22 protein-coding genes are annotated in these 24,059 nt (G+C 33.0%); 7 read left to right on the forward strand and 15 right to left on the reverse strand.

What is annotated here, in order from left to right:
• The first annotated feature begins 128 nt into the window (after positions 1 to 128).
• The gene (gene kynU / locus LQ617_RS07630; RefSeq protein WP_239740107.1) at positions 129 to 1,412 is read left to right on the forward strand and encodes a kynureninase; all 1,284 of its coding nucleotides are present in this window, start codon (positions 129 to 131) and stop codon (positions 1,410 to 1,412) included.
• Between the two features lie 27 nt (positions 1,413 to 1,439).
• Positions 1,440 to 1,817 (forward strand): GtrA family protein, encoded by a 378-nt coding sequence (locus tag LQ617_RS07635; RefSeq protein WP_239740108.1) that lies wholly within the window; start codon positions 1,440 to 1,442, stop codon positions 1,815 to 1,817.
• A gap of 50 nt (positions 1,818 to 1,867) precedes the next feature.
• Here LQ617_RS07635 and lrgB read toward each other — a convergent pair whose 3' ends face one another.
• From lrgB to LQ617_RS07655, 4 genes are all read right to left on the reverse strand, one after another.
• Positions 1,868 to 2,569: an antiholin-like protein LrgB gene (gene lrgB, locus LQ617_RS07640; protein WP_025906914.1), complete on the reverse strand. Its 702-nt coding sequence runs from the start codon at positions 2,567 to 2,569 to the stop codon at positions 1,868 to 1,870.
• Complete coding sequence (lrgA, locus tag LQ617_RS07645; protein ID WP_159316200.1) at positions 2,566 to 2,982, reverse strand: antiholin-like murein hydrolase modulator LrgA; 417 nt, start codon at positions 2,980 to 2,982, stop codon at positions 2,566 to 2,568. Before lrgA ends, lrgB begins: the two co-directional genes overlap by 4 nt.
• A gap of 120 nt (positions 2,983 to 3,102) precedes the next feature.
• On the reverse strand, positions 3,103 to 3,825 hold the full coding sequence (locus LQ617_RS07650) for a response regulator transcription factor LytR (RefSeq protein ID WP_239740109.1): 723 nt from the start codon (positions 3,823 to 3,825) through the stop codon (positions 3,103 to 3,105).
• Positions 3,825 to 5,579 carry a sensor histidine kinase gene (locus LQ617_RS07655; protein ID WP_239740110.1) on the reverse strand — a complete coding sequence of 585 codons (1,755 nt, stop codon included), beginning with the start codon at positions 5,577 to 5,579 and terminating at the stop codon, positions 3,825 to 3,827. The genes LQ617_RS07650 and LQ617_RS07655 overlap by 1 nt, the downstream gene beginning before the upstream one ends.
• A gap of 132 nt (positions 5,580 to 5,711) precedes the next feature.
• Here LQ617_RS07655 and LQ617_RS07660 point away from each other — a divergent pair, with 132 nt between their 5' ends.
• Positions 5,712 to 6,494, forward strand: a complete 783-nt coding sequence (locus LQ617_RS07660) for a putative hydro-lyase (protein WP_239740111.1) — start codon at positions 5,712 to 5,714, stop codon at positions 6,492 to 6,494.
• A 366-nt stretch (positions 6,495 to 6,860) separates the two neighbouring features.
• On the opposite strand, the gene kynA is transcribed toward LQ617_RS07660, so the two are convergent.
• The 5 genes from kynA to LQ617_RS07685 form a co-directional block, all read right to left on the reverse strand.
• Positions 6,861 to 7,703, reverse strand: a complete 843-nt coding sequence (kynA, locus tag LQ617_RS07665; protein ID WP_058590676.1) for a tryptophan 2,3-dioxygenase — start codon at positions 7,701 to 7,703, stop codon at positions 6,861 to 6,863.
• A 2-nt stretch (positions 7,704 to 7,705) separates the two neighbouring features.
• A complete protein-coding gene (locus LQ617_RS07670) occupies positions 7,706 to 8,326 on the reverse strand; it encodes a cyclase family protein (protein ID WP_239740112.1) in 621 nt (206 codons plus the stop codon).
• A gap of 126 nt (positions 8,327 to 8,452) precedes the next feature.
• Positions 8,453 to 9,814 carry a gluconate:H+ symporter gene (locus LQ617_RS07675; RefSeq protein ID WP_204187426.1) on the reverse strand — a complete coding sequence of 454 codons (1,362 nt, stop codon included), beginning with the start codon at positions 9,812 to 9,814 and terminating at the stop codon, positions 8,453 to 8,455.
• A 24-nt stretch (positions 9,815 to 9,838) separates the two neighbouring features.
• Complete coding sequence (locus tag LQ617_RS07680; protein WP_239740113.1) at positions 9,839 to 11,206, reverse strand: four-carbon acid sugar kinase family protein; 1,368 nt, start codon at positions 11,204 to 11,206, stop codon at positions 9,839 to 9,841.
• Positions 11,207 to 11,215: 9 nt separating this feature from the next.
• On the reverse strand, positions 11,216 to 12,091 hold the full coding sequence (locus tag LQ617_RS07685; protein WP_239740114.1) for an NAD(P)-binding domain-containing protein: 876 nt from the start codon (positions 12,089 to 12,091) through the stop codon (positions 11,216 to 11,218).
• Positions 12,092 to 12,205: 114 nt separating this feature from the next.
• Between LQ617_RS07685 and LQ617_RS07690 the strand changes: the two genes are divergently transcribed.
• Both LQ617_RS07690 and LQ617_RS07695 read left to right on the forward strand, forming a co-directional pair.
• Entirely contained in the window at positions 12,206 to 12,808 is a 603-nt protein-coding gene (locus LQ617_RS07690) for a GntR family transcriptional regulator (RefSeq protein WP_025906924.1), read from the forward strand.
• A gap of 68 nt (positions 12,809 to 12,876) precedes the next feature.
• Positions 12,877 to 14,082, forward strand: a complete 1,206-nt coding sequence (locus LQ617_RS07695) for a S41 family peptidase (protein ID WP_239740115.1) — start codon at positions 12,877 to 12,879, stop codon at positions 14,080 to 14,082.
• Positions 14,083 to 14,428: 346 nt separating this feature from the next.
• Here LQ617_RS07695 and abc-f read toward each other — a convergent pair whose 3' ends face one another.
• Both abc-f and isaB read right to left on the reverse strand, forming a co-directional pair.
• A complete protein-coding gene (gene abc-f / locus LQ617_RS07700; protein WP_239740116.1) occupies positions 14,429 to 16,042 on the reverse strand; it encodes a ribosomal protection-like ABC-F family protein in 1,614 nt (537 codons plus the stop codon).
• 233 nt (positions 16,043 to 16,275) lie between these two features.
• Positions 16,276 to 16,788 (reverse strand): immunodominant staphylococcal antigen IsaB family protein, encoded by a 513-nt coding sequence (gene isaB, locus LQ617_RS07705; RefSeq protein ID WP_119488974.1) that lies wholly within the window; start codon positions 16,786 to 16,788, stop codon positions 16,276 to 16,278.
• Between the two features lie 616 nt (positions 16,789 to 17,404).
• Here isaB and LQ617_RS07710 point away from each other — a divergent pair.
• Positions 17,405 to 18,142 (forward strand): transglycosylase family protein, encoded by a 738-nt coding sequence (locus LQ617_RS07710; RefSeq protein ID WP_239740117.1) that lies wholly within the window; start codon positions 17,405 to 17,407, stop codon positions 18,140 to 18,142.
• 83 nt (positions 18,143 to 18,225) lie between these two features.
• Here the strand turns inward: LQ617_RS07710 and LQ617_RS07715 are convergent, their stop codons facing one another.
• Both LQ617_RS07715 and LQ617_RS07720 read right to left on the reverse strand, forming a co-directional pair.
• On the reverse strand, positions 18,226 to 18,786 hold the full coding sequence (locus LQ617_RS07715; RefSeq protein WP_239740118.1) for an RBBP9/YdeN family alpha/beta hydrolase: 561 nt from the start codon (positions 18,784 to 18,786) through the stop codon (positions 18,226 to 18,228).
• 18 nt (positions 18,787 to 18,804) lie between these two features.
• Positions 18,805 to 19,161 (reverse strand): helix-turn-helix domain-containing protein, encoded by a 357-nt coding sequence (locus LQ617_RS07720; protein WP_204173720.1) that lies wholly within the window; start codon positions 19,159 to 19,161, stop codon positions 18,805 to 18,807.
• Between the two features lie 266 nt (positions 19,162 to 19,427).
• Here LQ617_RS07720 and LQ617_RS07725 point away from each other — a divergent pair, with 266 nt between their 5' ends.
• The gene (locus LQ617_RS07725; RefSeq protein ID WP_239740119.1) at positions 19,428 to 20,345 is read left to right on the forward strand and encodes a nucleoside hydrolase; all 918 of its coding nucleotides are present in this window, start codon (positions 19,428 to 19,430) and stop codon (positions 20,343 to 20,345) included.
• Positions 20,346 to 21,169: 824 nt separating this feature from the next.
• Here the strand turns inward: LQ617_RS07725 and LQ617_RS07730 are convergent.
• Both LQ617_RS07730 and LQ617_RS07735 read right to left on the reverse strand, forming a co-directional pair.
• Positions 21,170 to 22,552: an amino acid permease gene (locus tag LQ617_RS07730; protein WP_239740120.1), complete on the reverse strand. Its 1,383-nt coding sequence runs from the start codon at positions 22,550 to 22,552 to the stop codon at positions 21,170 to 21,172.
• Positions 22,553 to 22,766: 214 nt separating this feature from the next.
• Entirely contained in the window at positions 22,767 to 23,957 is a 1,191-nt protein-coding gene (locus tag LQ617_RS07735; RefSeq protein WP_239740121.1) for a CynX/NimT family MFS transporter, read from the reverse strand.
• Positions 23,958 to 24,059: the final 102 nt, after the last annotated feature.

Raw genomic sequence — 24,059 nt, forward strand, 5'->3', positions numbered from 1 at the left:
CTCACTTCCTGCCCACACCCACACTCCTACATCCACCCATCCCAAATATCATTATCTTTGTGACTTTTACATGGAAAGTATACAATTATATTTAAAGAATGATTCATTATTTATAAGGGGATGAACAAATGGATACTTCATTTAATACAACAAAAGAATTTGCCGAAGCTTTGGATAAAGCGGATGTGTTACATCATGTTCGTGATCGATTTTATATACAACCTAACGAAATTTACATGGATGGGAATTCTTTAGGTCTTGCTTCTAAAGATGCTGAGGCATCATTACTCAATGCGTTAGAAGATTGGAAAAAAGAAGGCATCAAAATTTGGAATATTGAAGACAGCAAATACTATCATTATTCTAAACACATTGCTTCAAACATGGCGCCATTAATTGGTGCGAGTCCTGAAGATGTAGTTGTCGTCGGCAGTACGACATCCAATATACATCAAGCTATCAGTACTTTTTACGAACCGACTAAAGATAAATACAAAATATTAGTTGATGACTTAAACTTCCCTACTGATCGTTATGCAGTAGATAGTCAAGTGCGTCTAAAAGGATTAGATCCAAACGATGCAGTTAAAGTTGTTAAAAGTTCAGATGGTGTATTCATTGATGAAGATGCCATTATTGAAGCAATGACGGATGATGTTGCACTTATTCTATTGCCTACTGTACTCTACCGAAGTGCTCAAGTATTAGACATGGCAAAAATAACAATGGCTGCAAAGGAACGTCAAATCATCATTGGATGGGACTTATGTCATGCAATCGGTGCGATTGAAATGGACTTAGCCCAAATTGATGCAGACTTTGCTGTATGGTGTACATATAAATATTTATCAGGTGGACCTGGTTCAACTGCTGGCTTATATATCAATAAGAAACACTTTAATCGTAATCCTGGAACGGCCGGATGGTTCGGGAATAAAGACGAAACACAATTCCAACTTAATCATACATTTGAACATCAACGAGATGCTTCAGGTTGGCAAGTTGGAACGCCAAATATTCTATCTATGGCACCATTAGAAGGTGTGCTTAACATTTTTAACGAAGTTGGTATGCATGCTATTAGAACGAAATCACTTCATATTACGTCATACTTAATGTATTTAATTGATGAAAAGTTAACTGACTATGGTTATTCAGTTGGAAACTTACGAGATGATTTTAAACGAGGTGGACATGTATGTTTAGTGCATGATGAAGCATATAGAATCAGTTTAGCGTTGAAAGATAAAGGTGTGATTCCTGATTTTAGAGAACCGAATGTTATTCGATTAGCACCTATTGCTTTATATACATCATATGAAGAAGTCTATAAAGTCGTTGAGATTTTAGAAGAAATTGCACAAGATCATTTATACGAACAATATAGTACTAAACGTGGCCTGGTCGTATAATAAATTGCGTACTTAAGGAGTAGCTATATGTCCAAGAAACACGGAGAAATCATTCGATTTATACTTGTAGGTGGCATCAATACAGTTAATTATTACTGGATATATTTATTATTATTAAAAGTGTTCGACATTCAATATTTAGTGAGTCATATATTGAGTTTCATAATAAGCTTTATCATTTCATTTTATTTGAATTGTTATTTTGTTTATCGTGTTCAACCTACCGTAAAAAAATTCATTCAATTTCCTATTACACAAGTTGTAAATATGGGATTACAAACATTATTATTATTTGTGTTTGTACAGTTACTTCATGTAAACGAAACTTTTGCACCATTTATCGGATTAATTTTTACAATTCCAATAACATTTATATTATCTAGATGGATTTTAGTAGGTAAATAAAACGACAAGCGCCTGTAACATAAACATGTTACGGGCGCTTTTCATTTTTTCTATAATAAGAACATAACAAAGAATGGAACGACTGCTACGACTACGATACCAACAAGAACGAGTGAAATACTGGCCATTGATTCTTCTACTTCACCTAATTCTTTTGCTGCTGCGACACCGAGTGTGTGTCCACTTGTACCTAAGGCTAATCCTCTTGCAATCGGATTTGTAATATTAAAGAGTTTCAATAATTTATTTCCTAATGCCATTATAATAACGGCGTTTAAAATCACGGCTAATGATGTGAGTTCTTTAATACCTGAAATACCTTCTGAAACTGGCAATGCAATTGCAGTTGTTGCTGCTTGTGGTAACATTGATGCGATAATATCATCACCAAATTGGAATGCTTTCGCTACAATATAAATAATAACAAGTGCTGCTACTGTTCCAATCGCAATACCACCCATGATATGATGCCAATGCTTTTTAAGTACTTCACGTTTTTTGTATAAAGGAATTGCGAAACAAATTGTTGCTGGTTCTAGGAAGAAATTAATAATATCTCCACCTATTTTGTAATTTTCATATGGTATGCCTGTCGCTTTTAAAAATACAATGCCACCAACCATACTGAAAAATAATGGCGCAAACAAGAAGAATCCATTTGTTTTTTTAAATAAATAAGTACCGACTAAGAATAATATTACAGATAATCCGATACCGAAATATGGTGTATTAAGGCCTAAATGTTCCATCATGCATAATCACCTGCCACGCGTTTATTGTTAATTTCTTTCGTACGTTTAACTGATTTTTCACTTGGTTTAATGATCATTTGTGAAAAGATACCCGTACAAACAAGTAATAAAATTGTAGAAATAATAATTAGTAATATGATAAGTATTGGACTCGTACTTAAAATACCTAATGAGTTGATCACTGAAATACCCGCTGGAACGAATAAGAATCCGATATTATTCGTTAATGCTGTACCAACCGCTTCTACTTGTTCTAACTTGATAATACCTGTCGTCAATGCGATAAACATTAGCACTAATCCAATAACAGATGCTGGCATTGGTATAGGCATAAAGCTTTCTATGACATGTGAAATTAATAAAACAATTGATATTGTTAATACTTGATGAAAGAAGTTATTGACTTTTTTCATTTTGACAACCTCCCGAAGTAATCTCTTAAGGTTATCTTAATATGAAAATCATTTTTTAAAGCGTTTTCAATGCGAAATGCAATAATTGACCTCTAAGTTACAAAATCTATGCTCTGAAAATTATACTAACCCTATTTCTGATTTAAACGACTTCATATATGATCGACTGACTTGTAATTTGATATTCCCCGTCAACGTCACTTGATACGTCGAATTAAACCAATGTTCAACCGATTGTATATGCCATTTATTAATAATACTTGCGCGATGAATACGAATAAATTTAGCGTGACTGAGCTTTTTCTCATAGAAACTGAGTGGCTCATTTGTCGTATATTCATTGTCAGTCGTATTAATCGTCGTAATACCTTGGTTGACAGATATCGCAACAATATCATCTACATTCAATACATAAATACGATCATCAATTTCAATAGGCAAGACTTCATCGTGATTGACCGGTTTCGGCTCCACTGATTGTTGTGTCTCGATATTCGTAATTTTATTTATCGCTTGTTCAATTCTTGCTTTCTCAAAAGGCTTCAAAATATAGTCTGTTGCTTCTAATTCAAACGCTTGTACAGCATATGTGTCATGGGCAGTCGCAAAGATAATATGCGGAACATGTTTCATTTTATTGATTTTCTTCGCTAAATCTAAGCCACTTTCTTCCATCAAATTAATATCTAAAAATATAACATCAAATTCGTGCGACAATAGTTGTTCCAAAGTTTCTTCAACATTTTCTGCTTCTTCAATTTGACTAAATGAACCAATTTGATTCAATAAATATTTCAGTTCATTACGTGCTAATGGTTCATCATCAACAATTAACGCATGCATTACATTTCCTCCTCTCGATATTTGTGTGGAATAATCGTACATACTTTCGTTCCTTTTTCACTTGAATCGAATTGTAATTCTGCATGATTTCCAAATAATCCTGTTAATCTCCTATTTAAATTCTCTAGCGCACTTCCTGTTCCAGACTGAGAGGCAACAGTTGTCTTACCTAAAATAGCAATTTTATCTTCATGTATACCTTGCCCATTATCTCTTACACAAAGTTGTATCGATTGATGGTTACTACTCACTTTAACCCAAATACGATTGTCATCTTTTCTACTTGTAAAGGCATGTTTAATCGCATTCTCTACTAATATTTGTATAACGAAAGGTGGCACAAGTGCAGAATAATGTTCTTCGGGTATATCAAATTCAATTTTAAAGTGATCGGGATATCTTGCTTGTTCTAAAGCAATATAAGCCCGTACTTGTTCTAATTCTTTTTCAATTGTAATCGTATTGTTTCTCGCACCTTGTAGATTCGAACGGAAGAAATGACTCAATTGTAATAATAATTGACGTGCTTTCTCATGATCAATTCGAACTAATGCTGAAATCGTATTAATCGCATTAAAGAAGAAATGCGGATTAACTTGAGCTTGTAACGACTTAATTTCAGCATCTTGTAATAATTTTCGTTGTGTTTCAACAGCACCGAGTTCTAACTGACTAGAGAATATTTTAGCTAAACCTTCAGCTAGTTGTTTCTCTACAAATGTTAAATCATGATGATCTGTAAAATACAACTTCAATGTCCCTACAATATCATCATGTACATATAACGGAATAACGATCGCCGCCTCAAGTGGACAGTTCGGATGTTGACACCCTATATCTTTACTAGAATAGACTTCTTTTTGTTGACCTGTTTCAATAACTGCTTTAGATAAATCAGTAATGATGGTCTTATCAGGTGTGTGATGATCACTAGCTACACCAACATGCGCCAATATATGCGTCTTATTTGTAATAGCAACAGCAGAAACTTTCATAAGATCTTTGATAATTTTTGCTGATTGATGTGCAGATGATTCTGTTAATCCTTCTTTAAAATAAGGCAATGTCTGATTGACAAGCTTTAATACATCATGCGTTTGGATCGCTCTCATTTGTTCTTCTTGTTTAACTGTCGAAATAATAATAGACATAAATATCGCAGTACCTAATCCATTAATGATAATCATCGGCAATGCAATAAGTTGAACAAGTTCCCATGCATCTGCTTTTTGCGATGAGAATATCAATATACAAATCATTTGAATAACTTCCGTAGATGCACCAACTAATGCACTTTGTTTCACGGATAAATAACTTTTTGACTTCATTGCTTGTGCACCAAAGTAACCTGCGACAAGTCCAATGACGATTGATGATATTAAATATGTATATGCATCTGCACCGCCAATATAAACTCTAAATATACCTGATAGCACACCTACGAACAGACCTACAAATGGTCCACCTATCAACCCTGAAACGCCTATTGTTAACACACGTGTATTCGCAAGTGACACTTCTGGTCCGAGATGTAAATAAATCATACTCGATACAATTTCACCATTATGAATCGCGACACCTGTAAAATTAGATAGCAATGCAAATGATGAAAATACAATGATTAATCGCCATTTTACATACCATTTTTCACGTTCACCCATCATATTTTTAAAATACGTGGTATTCATTAATATGTAGGCAACGAGTATAATTAAACCAACACGTTCTAATAATAAGACAAATAAATTTAACATATAAACACCTATCGTTTCTTTACTTTTCTATACGTTCATACCAACAAATATTTTACCATATGATTGTTAGAAAGCTCGGAATAATGTTTAAATGATATAATAAGGAGAACCATGCAGAAAGGGGATAATATCATGAATTTACAAACTGCATCACCTGAAGAAATTAGAGCAAGTATAAGACAAGGCGCATTAACACGACCAACTAGTGGGATGGCTAAAGGGTATGTCCAAGCAAATGTCGTCATCTTGCCTTCTAAATATGCTTATGATTTTTTGAAATTTTGCTTTAAAAATCCGAAGACATGTCCATTACTTGATGTATCTGAAGTAGGATCGCCGTCATTTAGTAAATATGGAAAAGAAGCGGATATTAGAACAGATGTTGGATTGTACAGACTTTATAAAGATGGCAAATTCGTACAAGAATACGAGGATATTAAAGCGTTGTATACAGAAGATATGGTCAGCTTCTTGATTGGATGTAGCTTTACATTTGAACATGCTTTGCTTGAAGCGGGCATTCCAGTACGTCATATAGAAGAAAATCATAACGTGCCGATGTACATTACAAATATACCAGCTGAACCAAGTGGTACTTTTAAAGGAAACATTACAGTAAGCATGCGACCTATGACGATGTCAGAAGCAATTAAAGCTACTGAAATTACAACACATTTCAAAGAAGTACACGGTACACCAATACATATTGGAAATCCAAGTGAAATCGGTATCGGAAACATTGACCAACCTGATTTCGGTGAAGCTGTAACAATTAAAGACGGAGAAGTACCTGTATTCTGGGGATGCGGTGTAACACCACAATCTGTCGCATTAGATGCCAAACCAGATATCATGATTACGCACGCACCAGGACATATGTTTATAACAGATATTAAAGACAGTGAAATGAACTAGAATTAGAAGGACTTTAAAAGCAGAAAGCTGAGGCAACAGAATTTGCCTCAGCTTCATTTTTGTTTCTGGACCGGTAATTTTATTTATCGGTCCATATTTTTTGTTTCTGGACCGGTAATTTTATTTATCGGTCCATATTTCTTATTTCTGGACCGGTAATTTTATTTATCGGTCCATATTTTCTATTTCTGGACCGGTAATTTATTTTATCGGTCCATATTTCTTATTTCTGGACCGGTATTTTATTTTATCGGTCCATATTTCTCATTTCTGGACCAGTAATTATTTTTATCGGTCCATATTTTCTGTTTCTGGACCGGTAAATTTTTTTATCGGCCTGAAAATCCCTACACTCCTATTCCCAACTTATAATTCTGTACGCAATTCCCACAATTCTGGGAAGAAGTTCTGGTCAATAACCCGTTTTAAATAGTTTACACCTGAACTTCCGCCTGTTCCTGTTTTGAATCCTATTATTCTTTGTACGGTCTTCATATGTCTAAATCGCCACTGACTGTATCTATCTTCTACATCTGTTAATTTCTCTAGTAGTTCATACAATTCAAAGTATGCGTCTGATTGTAAATATATTGTTTTAAAAGCTTCTTTCACAGAATCATTCCGCATATAATTTTGCGTAACTTCCCTATTTAACACTTCGGAATCTATGTTAAATCCTGCTCTATGTACTGCTTTAATTGTTTCATCATAAATACTTGGTCGTTCAAGTTGTGTTTTCAACTGCTGATATATATTTGGGTCTTTTTCATAGATTTTTAAAGCGTGTGTTGTTTTATATCCTAAGCTATATTCAATCATTCTATTTTGAAAAGATTGAAATCCTGAAGAATTCCCTAAGTCATCTCTAAATTTCAAATAATCACTTGGTGTCATGGTTGATAATACTTCCCATACTTGAATGAGTTGTTTTTGTATATTACCTACACGAGCTAATTTTTTAAATGCTTGTTTATATTGATCAGATTTAATATCATCACTTGCAGAATTTAATTCATGAATAATTAAGTTCATCCACAGTTCTGATACTTGATGGACAATGATGAATAATTTCTCATCGTGTGCATCTGTTAATGTATGTTGTGCTGATAATACTTTATCTAAACCTAAATATTCACTATACGTCATGTCCTTCGAAAAATCTGTCTTCACACTTTCCCCTTTAAGTGATTCATCTTGAAATTCGCTCACAACTACTCCCCCTTTTTAGAAATGACCGCTCTTATTGGCGATCCGTCTGCACCTACTATATTTAAAGGTAATCCAATGAAGTTATAATAACCTTCTGAAACATTTTCTAATAATAGATTTTCAATATTAATAATGTCGTATTGATTTAATGCATGATGATTGTCTAACGTTTTAGAGTCAATATCATCTACTGATGGTACATCAATTCCAAATACTTTAATCCCTATTGAAGATAAATATTGAATGGCATCTTCTGTTAAGACAGGTACTGACCCTGGAAACACTTCAGAATGTGCTTCTGTTTTAGTCTTAATCATTATAATCGTCCCTTTAATCTCATATTTCTTAAGTATTTCCTGGGTTATTAAAGTTTCATCCATAATTTCTATCAATGTTGCATCGCCAATTAAACGATTGACGTCAATTTCATGAATCTTGATACCTTCTTCATCAAAGTGATATGGCGCATCCATATGTGTGCCTATATGTGTGCTTGTTGAAATACTACCAATATTTACAGAACCCGTTTCTTCTTTAGTCGCTGAAAGTTTAAAATGAAATGGCTCATCACCTGGCCAGTGTGCAATATTGTTCGTCAATTGTTGTGTAATATCAATCCACATAATCATGCTCCTTTATTAATGTAATCGCTACCATATTACCTTTTAATCCAACTTTTGTACATTAATTTGTAATAATGAAAAAAGTAAAAGCCGAGACATATCCGTATGTCCCAGCCTTTTTCAAAATTATACAATTAAATTGACGATTAATATTAATATCAATCCTAATACAGAAAGTACAGATTCTAGAAGCGTCCATGTTAAGAACGTTTCTTTAATTGTTAAACCAAAGTATTCTTTGAACATCCAGAATCCTGCATCGTTCACATGTGAGCAGAATATACTACCTGCACCAATCGCAAGTACGACAAGTGAAATATTCACATCTGAAGCTTGTAATAATGGTAATACAATACCTACTGAAGATATTGCTGCTACTGTTGTTGAACCAAGTGCTACCCTTAATAAAGCAGCGGCTAACCATGCTAGAAAAATTGGTGACATTTCTGTACCGTGGAATATTTCTGAAATTGTGTCACCAACACCACCATCAATGAGGATTTGTTTAAATGTACCGCCCCCACCGATAATTAAAAGTAGCATTGCTATTGGTCCAATAGCTTCTTCAAATGATTTCATAATCGTTGTCATATTCTTAGATTGTTTAATTCCCATTGAATATATCGCAAATAATACAGCTAATAGCATTGCTGTAACAGATGAACCAAGTAAGTACACGATAGATTCAAACCAGTTTGTAGGTTCTTGATCGTGACCAGTTATAAGTTGAACTACTGTAGCAAATAACATTAAGATAACTGGGAATAAAGCTGTTAATAAACTAATACCAAAGTTCGGTAATTTTTCATTACTAAAATCATTAATTTTACCTATACTTGCTGTGTTCCCTTTCTTTTCAAATGCTACAGGTGCAATAGCATATGCAAATTTAGGGAAGATACCACCTACTACAATTGCTAAAGGTACACCAATGATAAGACCATACATCAGTACTTCGCCAATATTGGCATTAACCGCTTCTGATATCGCTACTGGACCTGGATGTGGCGGTAGGAATCCGTGCGTTACAGCAATTGAAGTCGCCATTGGTATACCAACTTGTAAATTAGAAATTTTCATTCTTTTAGCCAACGTAAACACTAAAGGAATTAATAACACAAATGCAACTTCTAAAAATAAAGATATCCCGATAATAAATGATGCAATAATCATTGCCCAAGTTACATATTTTTTACCAAACGTATTAATTAGTGTATCTGCAATTCTTGTTGCACCACCACCGTCAGATAATAACTTACCTAAAATCGAACCTAATCCAAAAATAATCGCAATATGACCGAGTGTATCGCCCATACCTTTTTCAATGGTTTCCACAATTTTATCAAGTGGCATACCTAAAATAATACCCGTTAACATTGAAGTGATAATTAAAGCAACAAACGTATTTAATTTAAAGTACATAATAAGCGCTAATAAAATTAATACACCAATTACAACACTAACCAGTGGCCAGTACTCTCCCAACATTTAAATCCCTCTCTCTTTATATATTTAACGATTTAATTCATATACACTGCTTAAAGTTTCTTCATCTCCGACATTTCCTGGGAATATAACATAAGGTATATTTTGATATTTCGCTTCAGGACCTGTTAGCCATACTGGCACACCTTGTGTAATTTGACCGATGACTTTTGCTTTTTCAATTTTTAATCCTTTTGTCGCAACATCGCTTGAAGTTATACCACCTTTAGCGATAATAAACTTCGGTTGTACATCTAAATTTGAAACGATCGATACTAAACTATTTGAAATAGCAGTAGAAATACTTAAATTATGTTGCAAGTTCTCAGTTCTAATAACATCTCTAGAAGTATAAATGACAACATCTTCACCGTTATCAATGTATCTTTCAACGAGTTGTGTAATGTCATCAACATAAGCTTGTAAATTGGTTGACGCTATTTGCGTAACGTCAAATTCTATTTCACTAATAAATGAATGGTCTAATAAGTATTTCAGTTGATCTGATGACTTTTTAACATGTGAACCAACAACAATGATGCCACCATTATCATTTTCTTTATACGAATTTAAATTGATAATTTCTCCAGGTGTTTCACAAATTGCTTTAACAAAAGATGCCGCTGTTCTAAAGATAAAGCGTTTATCATGTTGTGCTACAAATTCAGTCAGACAAGCTACAAAGAAATCCACATCCTCATCATTTACAGCATCTACCACAACTTGATCAAAGTCATTTAAATTTGAAAATACATTAAAAATCGTTTCTTTATCTCTTTGTCGTAAATTTTCTAATGTGATGTGATAAACTTCGTCAGATTGAACTTCGCCATTACTTTTCTCGCTTATAAAGTCATTCATATGTTTAGACTTAAATCCAAATGTTGTATCTTGTGCAAATTCACTTTCAGATACTGGGATATATTGCTCTCCTTCTTTAAGATAATGAATGCCTTCATATGTATATCTATTGCCTTCAAAGAAAGCTGGAATATAGAATACAGCATCAAAAGCTTGGTCACTAGATTCACTTAACACTTTAGGTTCTAAATAGAAATGACCTCTTAATGTTGAATCTCCTCTACTAATAATTAAATAAGGTATATCCAACTTATTAGCAACTTTTTGTATGTTAGCGCTTACCTCTTGGTGTAAAGAAATCGTCTCTTGTTCATTTAACGCTCTAGAATTCGTCAAAATGTAAAACATATTATGGGATTGAAGAAAACCATCTTCAATCCATTCCTCAGTCCACTTCGTATATACAGGTAAATCTTTAACTGTTTGAGTGCCTGTAGGATCATCATCTAGTACAATAATTTTATATTTTAAATCTGGTAAATGTTTGTTTATATCATCATGTTTAAATTCATTTATTAAATCTTTTGTTAACATCACTATCACCTACATATTATTTATTTTTTCGAAGTATTGAATGATACCTGAATGGTCATTTAAACCATTACCTTGCGCAACTTCTGATTTATAAATTTCTTTAATTTGATTAACAACTGGTAATGTTAAACCTGCTGTATCTGCTGTTGACGATACATTTTTTAAGTCTTTTAAATTAATGTTTAAAGTGCCACCTGGTTTATAATCTTGTTCAATCATTTTAGGGAATTTGGCTTCCATAACTGCTGAACCTGCTAAACCATTTTTGATTGCTTCATGCATTTCTGTCAAATCAATATCAAATTTCTTAGCGAGTACAACAGCTTCTGACAATGCTGCAATATTTGTATTCACGATAATTTGATTCGCCAATTTAACGACACTACCAGAACCAACATGACCAACTCTTACAACAGATCCAGCAATTGGACGAAGTACTTCTTTAATATCTTCTAATAAATCTTCATCACAACCAACCATTACAGCTAATTCTCCTGTAATCGCAAGTGGTTCTCCTCCACTAACTGGTGCATCTACATACTGAATATCTTTTTCTTCAAGTACTTTACTAATTTCTAAAGATTCATTAGGTGTTAAAGAACTCATATCAATAACCATTTTGACATTAATTTCACTTTGGTTTAATACGGTCGTTTCACCACTGTATAAAACTGATTTAACAATAGCGCCATTAGGCAACATTGTAATCATCACTTCGGCATCTCTAGCCATTTCTTCAATAGTTACAACTTTCGCACCTAATGCTTCTACCTCTTTTTCAGCTTCTTTATTTAAATCATTCACTAATACTTCTTTATTAGCTTTGATTAAGTTTTTCACCATTGGCTTACCCATAATACCTAATCCAACAAATCCAATTTTCATTTTTATGCTCCTTTTCTGTAAACGTTTACAGGTATTGTATACCAAAATTTAATAAATGTATACATTTTATTTCAAATTTTTTTATAGTAAGATGAAGTTAACGAGGTGAAAACGATGGCAAATAAGGAATTATCCATATATCAAAAAATAAGAAATGACATTATAAATGGTGACTTAACGCAAAATGAAAAAATAACAGAAAGTAAACTTGCACAAAGATATAATGTTAGTAGAACACCGATAAGAGAAGCTATAAAACAACTAGAATTAGAATACTTCATAAGAGATGGTTATATTTATGTACCAACAGTAGAAGAATATCGAAATATATTTGAGATGCGTATTTTGATAGAAACACACGCAATCAAAAAAGCGAGTATCGTATTCACACAAGACGATATCGAAGAATTAAAAAGTTACGCAACAATCGGAGACGACAAAACAGAAGAAGAAATCATACAAATCAACGATCAATTCCATCAAAAAATCATGAGCGCCACAAAAAATAGTTTTATAATAGATACGTATAGTAAATTAAAAAGTTATATATACCTATTCAGCAAAACAGTTATCAATAAAAAGCGCCCAGGTCTTATAGAAGAACATCAAAAAATAGCAGAAATGCTAGAAAAAAGACAAACCGAAGCGGCAATAGAACTCATGAAAGAACACTTATTAAACGACTTAGAATTCAGTCTATACTATTTAAAATCGTAGGAAGATGTAGTGTGGGGGAAGGGAAATAAACAATATTCAACTATATTAAAATGAATGGAGTGCATCATATGACATTAAAAGAATTTAACATCATTGAAAATCAACTCATTAATGAATATGCAGGTTACTTTGATAAAAAAGAACTTATAACACATTTTCCATCTAAAATTTCTAATATAAATGAAGAAGAATTTTATTTTTACATGACTAAATATTTGAATAAATTTCACGATCCACATCTTAAATTAATTGAACTTAACGGACTTTATCCAAATATTAGAGTTCAATTACATAATGATCAATTATATGTGATAGACTCCAGGAATCCACAAATTCCAACGGGTTCTGTTATTCATAATTTAGGTTCTTACTCAATCAAATATATACTTGAAAATGATCATGATTTATTAAAATCCAGTAACCCAGAAAGAATGGAATGGTCAGACGTACTTAAAAAATATAAATATATCGTATCCGATTCTAAAGAAATATCTATTTTACAAAAGGATAAACCGGATTTCTTTGAACAATCATACATTATCGAAAATAAACATACCTATATTTATATAAAATTTACCGACTTTATTGATCATTTAAAAATCTCTAACTTAATAGATAAGCATAAAAACTTACTTTTAAATGCGAATCAAATCATTATTGATGTACGAGGTAATCGCGGTGGTTCAGATTTAGCTTATTTAAAGTTATTACCTTATTTAACAAGCGAAAGTATTGCATTTACTGATAATACGCCTTATTATCATAGATTTACAAAATCATATTGCGATGAAAGAATACATGCAATTTCTGAACTCATAAAACAGATGCCAGATTCAGATGATCTCGATGAATATAAATCAATTTTAAATCTATATAAAGATAACTATGATAAAGGACTTGTTAATATCAATAACAATCCAGAACCTGATACGATTGAAGGCATTCAAGAAAAATGTCCAGATGTAAAGGTACTAGCTGACTTTGAATGCGGAAGTTCAGGAGATAACTTTGTAAAATATGCACATGAATTTAAAAATATTGAAATTATAGGTAGACCTACTAAAGGTATGAACGATTATAGTAATGTTATGTTTGTCGATATTAACGGTAAATATAAATTAAGTGTCCCACACTCTAAAGACGGAAATGTAGATTTAGGTAAAAGTATGGGAAAAACAGGTATACCAGTAGACCACTATATTCCATGGACACCAAAAGAACTAGAAAAAGATATCATCTTAGAAACAGCAATAAATAGATTTACTTCACTTTAAAGTTAAATGAAAAATGTTGCGCTAACGATCTTGTTTTCCACTCTTGAGCGTTAGAACGATATTTTTTCGCTTTTTGTGCTGGTTTACGTGCGCTAACGATCTTGTTTCGATTTCTTGAGCGTTAGAATTTCTAACGATCTTGTTTTCCACTCTTGAGCGTTAGAACGATATTTTTCTGTTTTTGTGCTAGTTCTCATGCGCTAACGATCTTGTTTCTCTTTCTTGAACGTTAGAATTTCTAACGATCTTGTTTTCCACTCTTGAGCGTTAGCCGGCCCAAAATCAGATACAAAACCTACACAAAATATGAAAAGCGACGCCTTTTTCGGGCGTCGCTTTATTTTTATTATGATAACTTCTCTTTTACGTAATCATAATTCCCTTCATATTTTGTGAGTTGTTTATCTTGTAGTAAATACGTTATATCAAATAGTTTATTTAAGAAATATCGATCATGTGATACGGCTATTACGGTACCTTCGTATTCTAACAGTGCTTCTTCTATTGTTTCTTTTGAATCTATATCTAAATGGTTTGTTGGTTCATCAAGTATGAGCACGTTAAAGTCTTGGTTAACGATTTGTGCCCATCTTAATCTCATTTTTTCTCCACCACTTAAACTTTCCACTTTGTTAAATACATCTTCACCATAGAACATAAATTGTGCAAGTATGTGTCTTGCTTGTCCCTCTGTTACATGCACGACATCCCTAAAAGTTTCTATGACTGTTTGATTTTCTATATTTTCAAACGTATGTTGAGATAAGTAACCTATTCTTAAGTTTGAAGCGCAATGAACTTCTCCATCGTCTGGTTCTACTTGATGCATCATCATTTTTAATAATGTGCTTTTCCCTGTACCGTTGTTACCGATAATAGATACGTGTTCTTTTCTTCTGATGAGTAAATCTATATCTTCGAATAATATATCTTCATACATTTTAGAAACGTTTTTGAATTCAATTACATCATTTGAGACACGCTGTCCTTCTGTTAAGTTTACATTCATTTTTTTATTTTCTAGTACTGGTTTATCTAATCTTTTAATTCTATTTAATGCTTTTTCCATACTTTTCGCACGTTTATACATTGCAGCATTTGGTGGCTTTGCTTGACTCGCCCATAATCTTAATTGTTTAATGGAATCTTCCATTTTTTTAATTTTCTTCTGTTGTGTCTGATATGCTTCAAATTCACGTATAATGCGTGCTTCTTTTTCTTTCACAAAATAACTATAGTTACCGTGATAAATGTGCAGATGCCCTTGATCGATTTCTAATATTTGATTGACTGTTTCATCTAAGAAGTATCGATCATGCGATACGATCATAACTGCACCATTATATTGTTTAATAAAATCTGCTAGCCAATCAATTGATGAAATGTCTAGATGGTTCGTTGGCTCATCTAATAATAGTAGTTTAGGTTGTTGCAATAATATTTGTGCGAGTCCTACTTTAGTACGTTCTCCTCCAGAGAGGTTCCCCCAAGTTTGATTTAATAATTGATCAATTTTCAAACCATGACTAACTCTTCTTATAAGTGCATCTCTTTCATACCCACCTATTTCTTCAAATGTTTCTTGTAATGCACCATATTGTTTTAATAAACGTTCTAAATCATCTGCATTATTTGCCATTTCATCTTCTAAAAATTTCATTTTTTGAGAGACGTGATTGATTTCTTTAAATACTTCTGATAAACATTCATAAATTTCTTTATCTGCTTCATACTGTGGTAACTGGTTTAAATAACCAATTGAAATGTTCTTTTGCCAGCTTATTTGCCCCTCTGTCGGCACTTCGATACCAGCCATCAATTTCAATAATGTACTCTTACCCTCACCATTTCTTCCAACTAGTCCTACGCAATCTCCCTCATTCAAGTCATATTTAATATCTTCAAAGATGAGATCACCTGTGTAAGACTTCGATAGTTTAGACATATTAATAATATTCATTTTGCTTCCTCCAAAATCGGTCTATAAGGAAGCTGGTGTTAGACATTCCTTATAGCTATATTTTTCTTCAAAAAAGACATACTCCGCCAATTTTGGAAGAACATCCGCAAATTTGTTGCGTACGATTACGAAAAATCTGCAACTATGAGCTAAAAGAAACATCTAAAACACCTCCGTTCATTTAAGTTAGTTTCATTATATAGTTGTAAAAATAATAATTCAATGTCTTTATGCTATTTTAAATTCTCACCAATATTAACGGTTGTGACGTAATTATCATCTATTGTAAATATGATAAGATTGCCACCTACTAGGAATCTATATTCATCTCCGTTACTAGTTTCTTCTATAGTATAATCATTTCCGTAAGCTTTAAGAATTTGTGCTTTTGAAATGTGATGCTTTTTCACTGGGAATTTAGCACTTGCTGCATATTCTTCTTCATATTTTCCACCAAAATAGAATGTTTGATCATATGAAGTTCTATGCGTATAAATATTTCCTTCATAAGATTGTGGTTGAACAATTCTATAATTATTCATTGTAACGTTCTTATACACTAAAGCATTGATGAAAGCTGAATCTAAAATAAAACTACCGTCATGACCGGTGTAACCTTTATAAGTGTAGTAAGGTGTTGTGGCTGCTTCAACTTCATGACTGTCTTGACCAGGAAAATCTACAATGCCAAAAATTGTTCCGAAAGAAATTCCTGTTGCAATTGTTAATTTAGTTATTTTATTCATTATCATCACTCCCTTTTAGTATAATTGTACACCTTAATGTTACAACAATATTACAATGATATCAAAAATATTACACAAGAGGATTGTAGGTATATCACTAGTAATATTACTGATAATTCAGTCTATTATCGTCATAATTACGCTGAAACTTACGCGCACTAACTATAGAAGCATTATAAGAAACATTAAATTCTTGCTATGAACTTTTCATAATCAAAATATGATTGATTCATTTTACACATCTAAAATTTTACATTTTTATTCTATGATCTTATTTCTTAGTAATGAAATCGACTTTAAAATTTTATATATCTACTTTCAAAACCGTCATGAAAGGATTCTATTTCATTATATAAAATCCGACTATTTTATCATCCAATTGTATACAATCGGTAAACTTAGGTGTAATATTACAAAATATAACGAACGTAATTCATTATTACATTATTTCTTCTACATTGTAATCTTTTGTTATTTGACTGTAATTTACAAAGCCTCTATATATGTTATTGTTGTCTTGTCCCAAATTTAAGGGAAGAATTTTTAACTAACAAAGAAATTATCATCTTAAAAAAGATACTATAAATAAAAAAATTATTCGGAGGGTTTTAAAATTATGAAAAAAGCATTTTTAACTTCATCATTAGCAGTAGCAATCGGAGCAACAGGTGTTGCATCTACACAAGTAGCAGACGCAGCTGAACAGGACATAAATAAAGAGCAATTAGCTCAATTAGCTCAATCTAATTCACCAGAACTTAATGAACATGCGATTCAAGAAGGCGCATATAACATTAACTTCACATTAGATGGTTTCGAGTATAACTTCCAATCAGATGGTCATAACTTTACTTGGGAATACCATGCAACTAATGCAGCTGACTCTGAAAGCACTCAAGCTCCTGTAGCTGAGCAACAACAACCAGTAGCTGAACAAAACGTAGCTGAACAAACTCCAGCTCCAGCAGCAAACAACACAGCTAATGAACAAGCAACTCAAGAAGCACCTCAACAAGTAGAAGCACCAAAACAAGAAACACAACAAACTCAACAAACTACTACACAAACAACTCAAACATCTACAACTTCATCTTCAGCTTCTGAAGGTTCAAGTGTAAATGTTAATGATCACTTAAAACTTATTGCTCAACGTGAATCTGGCGGAGACTTAAAAGCTGTTAACCCAACTTCAGGTGCAGCAGGTAAATACCAATTCTTACAAAGCACTTGGGATTCAGTAGCACCATCTGAATGGGTAGGTAAATCTCCAACAGAAGCTCCAGAATCAGTACAAGATGCAGCAGCTGTTAAATTATACAACACTGCAGGCCCTTCACAATGGGTAACTGCATAATATATAAGCAGTATTAAAATTTTATTCAACACATTAATCCAACGCCCCCGGCAATAGCCAGGGGCGTTTTTTTGTATATATTTTTATTTATTAAACATATTATTTACGATTTGTGCAACTTCTGGAAACTCAGTATAACCATCTGAATCACAGAAATGCCCTTCATGTTCAACAATAACCTCTTCAGATTGAAGCTTTTCTGCTAATCGTTCACTTAAATTTCTCGGGACTAAACGGTCATTAGATGCTATGACACTCACAATGTTTGGTACTTGTTTAATAATCTTCTCAAAATCTACTTGTGTCTGATCCATGTAAGTATCAATTTTATTCAAGTTAGGAATCTTTTCATAAAAGCCTGCCACAAGAACAAGTCCTTTAACATTCCATTCTCCTTCAAATCTAGATAGATAATCTAATACCGTCACAACACCTAAACTATGTGCAACGATTACATTATTACCACTCGTAATATCTATTTCATCTAATAAAGTCTTATTCCAATCTTCTAACACTGGATTTGATGAATTAGGAAAGTCCAATATTTTACTATCTATATCGTTAACTTGTTCTGTTAACCATTTAAACCAATGCTTTTTACTGTTTGCAGTATAGCCATGTGCTATATATAAATGTTTATCCATATTCATCACCTATTCTATTTATTGTAAGAGCGCGTTAATGATACCTATTATAATACCTCCGAATGGAATTACGACCCACCAATATCTTGATAAGAACTCCCAACCATTCATCGGGCGATTATAATAATTTTGATTAGGTTCATTTCGATAAGTCTCAATAATCGTGTTTTTTAAATTTTTATCCCCTTTGATTAGCTCATCTAAAGATACATCAAAGATATCGCTCATTTGTACCAATATATCTATACCTGGATATACTTTACCGAGTTCCCATTTAGATACACTTTGTCTTGTGACATGTAATTTGTTAGCAAGTTCTTCTTGAGACCATCCATTAATTTCTCTCTCTTCTTTAATTCTAGCTCCAATATTCATATCAACCAACTCCTTATGTTTACTATATAACGACTACTTTAAAATATCCCGATACTATACTTTGCACCCTGTGCAACTTGAAGTTGCAAACGCATGATACTAACCTTTAACACCATTATATACTTTTTTTACAACACGTCATTTATTTTAAGAGGTTACTCTGCCTTCTGTCTTATTTTAAAAAAACTGCTATTAATCGTTCATTCCGTAATTATAATTGTACTTTGTTATACTATATATATCATATCGATAAAGGAGCGAACAACATGACAATCCCGATTATTATTGACACGGACCCTGGAATTGATGATTTTATAGCGATTTCTGCAGCACTACATAGTAAAGAATTAGATGTAAAATTAATCACAACTATTGGTGGTAATGTAGGCATTGAACGCACAACTCAAAATGCATTAGATATTGTAAGTTACTTTCATTCAAATACGCCAGTTGCTAAAGGTGTAGACAAACCACTCATCAATACACTTGAAACTGCAGAACATGTACATGGTCAAAATGGTATAGGAAATGCTCAAATCAAGACCAATTTACATAATGATATTTTAGAAGAACATGCTGTTATCGCAATGAGAGATACTATCTTGAATTCTGAAGAACCTATTACACTCGTACCAATTGGGCCACTAACAAATATAGGGCTGTTATTCTCACTATTTCCTGAAACTAAAAAGAACATTAAACAAATCGTGTTAATGGGCGGCGCAGCAGTTGGAGGAAACGCTACGCCCGTTGCAGAATTTAATATTTTTGTAGACCCACATGCAGCAAAAATTGTCTTCGATCAAGATGTCCCAATCGTAATGTGTGGACTTGATGTAACGAGAGAAACTATGATTAATAAAGATGATTTAAATATCATTCAAACACAAGGAGACTTTGGAAACATCATTATAGATATGTTGTCTTCATACAACGATGTCAATGCCGGCGAAGAACATGAACATATCATTCATGACTTATGTACAATTTTCTACTTATTATATCCAGAAATGTTTACAACAGAGCGTGCCGATGTATCTGTCATAACAGAAGGACAAGCAGCAGGATGTACATACACAGAATTTAATGAGGAAGGTAAAGTAGAAGTATGTATGCATGCACAAAATGAACAATTCCGAGAAAAATTTGTAGACTTTATTAAAGCAATACATCAAGATCAATAACCATACTTGTTTATATAAAAAGTGAGACTGGAATATTGCATTCCAGTCTCTTTCATATGGGAAATTTGAGGGAGACGAGCTCTATGTTGCTTGTTTGGAGAGTCTTGCAACATACGGTGGCTCTATGTTGCTTGTTTAGGCAGTCTTGCAACATACGGGTGTTCTATGTTGCTTGTTTGGGCAGTCTTGCAACATACGGGTGTTCTATGTTGCTTGTTTGGGCAGTCTTGCAACATACGAGCGTTCTATGTTGCTTGTTTAAGTAGTCTTGCAACATACAGGCGTTCTATGTTGCTTGTTTAGGTAGTCTTGCAACATACGGAGGTTCTATGTTGCTTGTTTAGGTAGTCTTGATAAATACAACGCTCCTATTTATCTTGTTTGCTCAGTCTTGATAAATACGACGCTCCTATTTATCTTGTTTGCTCAGTCTTGATAAATACGACGCTCCTATTTATCTTGTTTGGGCAATCTTGATAAATACGAAGCTTCTATTTATCTTGTTTGCTCAGTCTTGATAAATACAAGGCCCTAAGAATTGCTAGTCACGCCCCACTTGCAATATTCAGCCTCCCAACATTGCTTGTCACGCCCCACTTGCAATATTCAGCCTCCCAACATTGCTAGTCACGACCCACTAGCAATATTCAGTCCTCCAACATTGCTTGTCACGCCTCACTTGCAATATTCACACCTCCAATATTGCTAGTCGCGCCTCACTTGCAATATTCACCTCATTTAAAATATTCACCCCACCCCCATATTTCTAAAAATACGAAAAAGCGTCTAGAACATTTCTGTCCTAGACGCTTTATATTAAAGGCTTAATATTCACCTTTATCTTCTTTATGATAACCTCTTAAGAAGTATATGATTGCCATTACGGATAAGAATACAATACCGATAATAACAGAAACTCTTGTTTCTGAATTGAACAACATACCGATTAATACTAAGATAAAGAATCCTAATGTTAAATAGTTAGAGTATGGTGCAAACGGCATCTTGAATGGATGATCTTTAATTTCATCTGAATGATTTTTTCTAAATTGAATATGACTAAATAAAATCATAAACCAAGGAACCATACCTGGTAGTATTGATGCACTGTATACATACACAAAGATATTTTCAGAACCATCAATCACTAATGGTAATACAATATTTAAAATAACACCTACAAAAATACCAATTGAAATTGCTAATACTGCAAAGAATGGTACCCCTGTTTTCATAACTTTTGTGAAAATACGAGGCATTTGTCCTTTTTGAGCTAATGTATAAACCATACGGCTTGAACTGAATATACCTGAGTTACAACCTGACATTGCTGCTGTTATAACAACAAAGTTAATTAATCCTGCCGCAATTGTAATACCTACTTTTGCGAATGTTGCAACAAATGGACTACCTACATTACCTAATTGATCCCATGGATAAACTGTTACAATAACGAATATTGCACCTATGTAAAAGATTAAAATACGCCAAATTACACCATTAACGGCTTTTTTAATATTTTTCTGTGGATCTTTCGTTTCACCAGCTGTAATCCCTATTAATTCTACCCCTTGATAAGAACCTACAACCATAGATAATGCAAAGAAGAAACCTACGATACCTTTAGGGAAGAATCCACCATGTTCTGTTAAGTTTCCTAATCCTATAGCATTCCCGCCATTTCCAAGTCCAAAGAAGATTAGACCGAAACCAGCTATAATCATTAAAATAATTGTTACTACTTTAATCATTGCAAACCAGAATTCAAATTCACCGAAAGCTTTAACTGACGTTAAATTTGCTGCAGCTAAAGTTACTACTACTATTACCCCTGGTATCCATGTTGGTAAATCTGGCCACCAGTATTGCATATATTGACCAACAGCGATTACTTCACTCATACCTACTACTATCCATTGGAATATGTTACTCCAAGCTGTTACATAACCAGCTACTGGATGTAAATAATCACTTGCATAGTTGGCAAATGATCCTGTAGTTGGATACAAATAAACTAATTCTCCCATTGCTCTCATTACTAAATACAAGAAAAGGCCTGCTACTAAATAAGCGAATATTGCAGATGGTCCCGACCATTTAATAGTGCTTGAAGCACCCATAAACAAACCAACACCTATTGTTCCACCAAGTGCAATCATCTGTACTTGACGTGAACTCAGACCCCTTTTTAAATGATTGTCTTCCATTCTTTCCTGTCACTCCTCATTACAAACTTTTCAGTTAAGATTTATCTATTTAATTTTATTCAAACTTCATGGGACAATTATACTATAAATAATCAGAAAATAAAGCACTACTAGAAAGCGTTTTCCTTTTTTTATAAAATTATATGTATTTTGTTCATAATATTGTAATTTATTTATAATTAATAAATAGAAATAAAGAAAACGAGACATTAATTTAATGTCTCGCTCCCAAAGTTTGTTCTATTGTAATATTTCTACCAGCACGTGATCCTATAATCATAATGATAATTGACGTAACAAGTAGTATGCCAAATGACGTATTCCAACTATTTGTAGCATCGTGCAGTATACCGAATAGTAATGGACCAATCGCAGCAAATAAATACCCTACTGACTGTGACATACCTGATAATTTAGCTGCCGTTAAACCATTTTCTGTTCTTAATCCAAAGAATGTATTAACAAGTCCAAATGCTAAACCACTGGCAATACCAATCAATATAATACTAAAAAATGCCCAGTTAGGTTGTAACATTAACGTTAGTATACCTAATACGAAAAGTAATCCTGTCACAAAAGTAATCAGAACTTGGTTCTTCATTTTTTCAGCAAATATAGGTGTGACAAAAGTTAGTGGAATAATGGCTAATTGAAGAATCGATAAATAAATCCCCGCTTCATTAATCGGCGTACCATGACTTAATAAAAATTCAGGTAACCAATTTATCAATGAATAAAATATCATTGACTGACCACCCATTAATAGCGTAATTTGCCATGACAATGGTGATTTCCAAACATTTATATTTGTCGTAGTTTGAGAACTATTAACTGTTTCATGTTTGTTTAATTGGAACGACCATATAATAATACCTATAAACGTTACAATACCAATTAAACTGATTGCTATGTTGTAATTAAAATGTTTAACAAGTGGTGCTGTCACATATGATGAAGCACTTCCGAATATATTCATCACAACTGTGTAATAACCTGTCATGATACCTATACGTAACGGGAAGTTCATTTTAATGATACCTGGTGTTAACACATTTCCAAACGCAATCCCTACACCTATTAATACCGTACCGACATATAACCAAGAGACGCCCGTAATCGCCCTTAAAGCAATACCTATACAAATTAATATGAGTGCACCAAAAACTGTACGTTCTAATCCAAATTTATGACTAATTTTAGCAGCGAATAGTGAAATTACTGCAAATGAAAGCAATGGAATAATGGTGATTAAACTGACAGATGTATTGGATAAATTTAAAGTTTCTTTAATTGAAGGTAATGCAATCCCTACTGAAGTAATAGGTGCTCTTAAACTTGCTCCAATTAGTAAGATACCAATAAATAATATTAAAGTTTGTTTTTTACTTCTATTTATATGATCCATCTTTTTATTATCTCCCTAAAGTGAATTTCTGTTATACTGTTCTTAACGTTCGTTATAAAGAACACACTATATTGTACAACGCGTTCGTTATAAAGTAAATAG

This window comes from Mammaliicoccus sp. P-M59 (assembly GCF_022386135.1).
Taxonomy (GTDB): Bacteria; Bacillota; Bacilli; order Staphylococcales; family Staphylococcaceae; genus Mammaliicoccus; species Mammaliicoccus sciuri_A.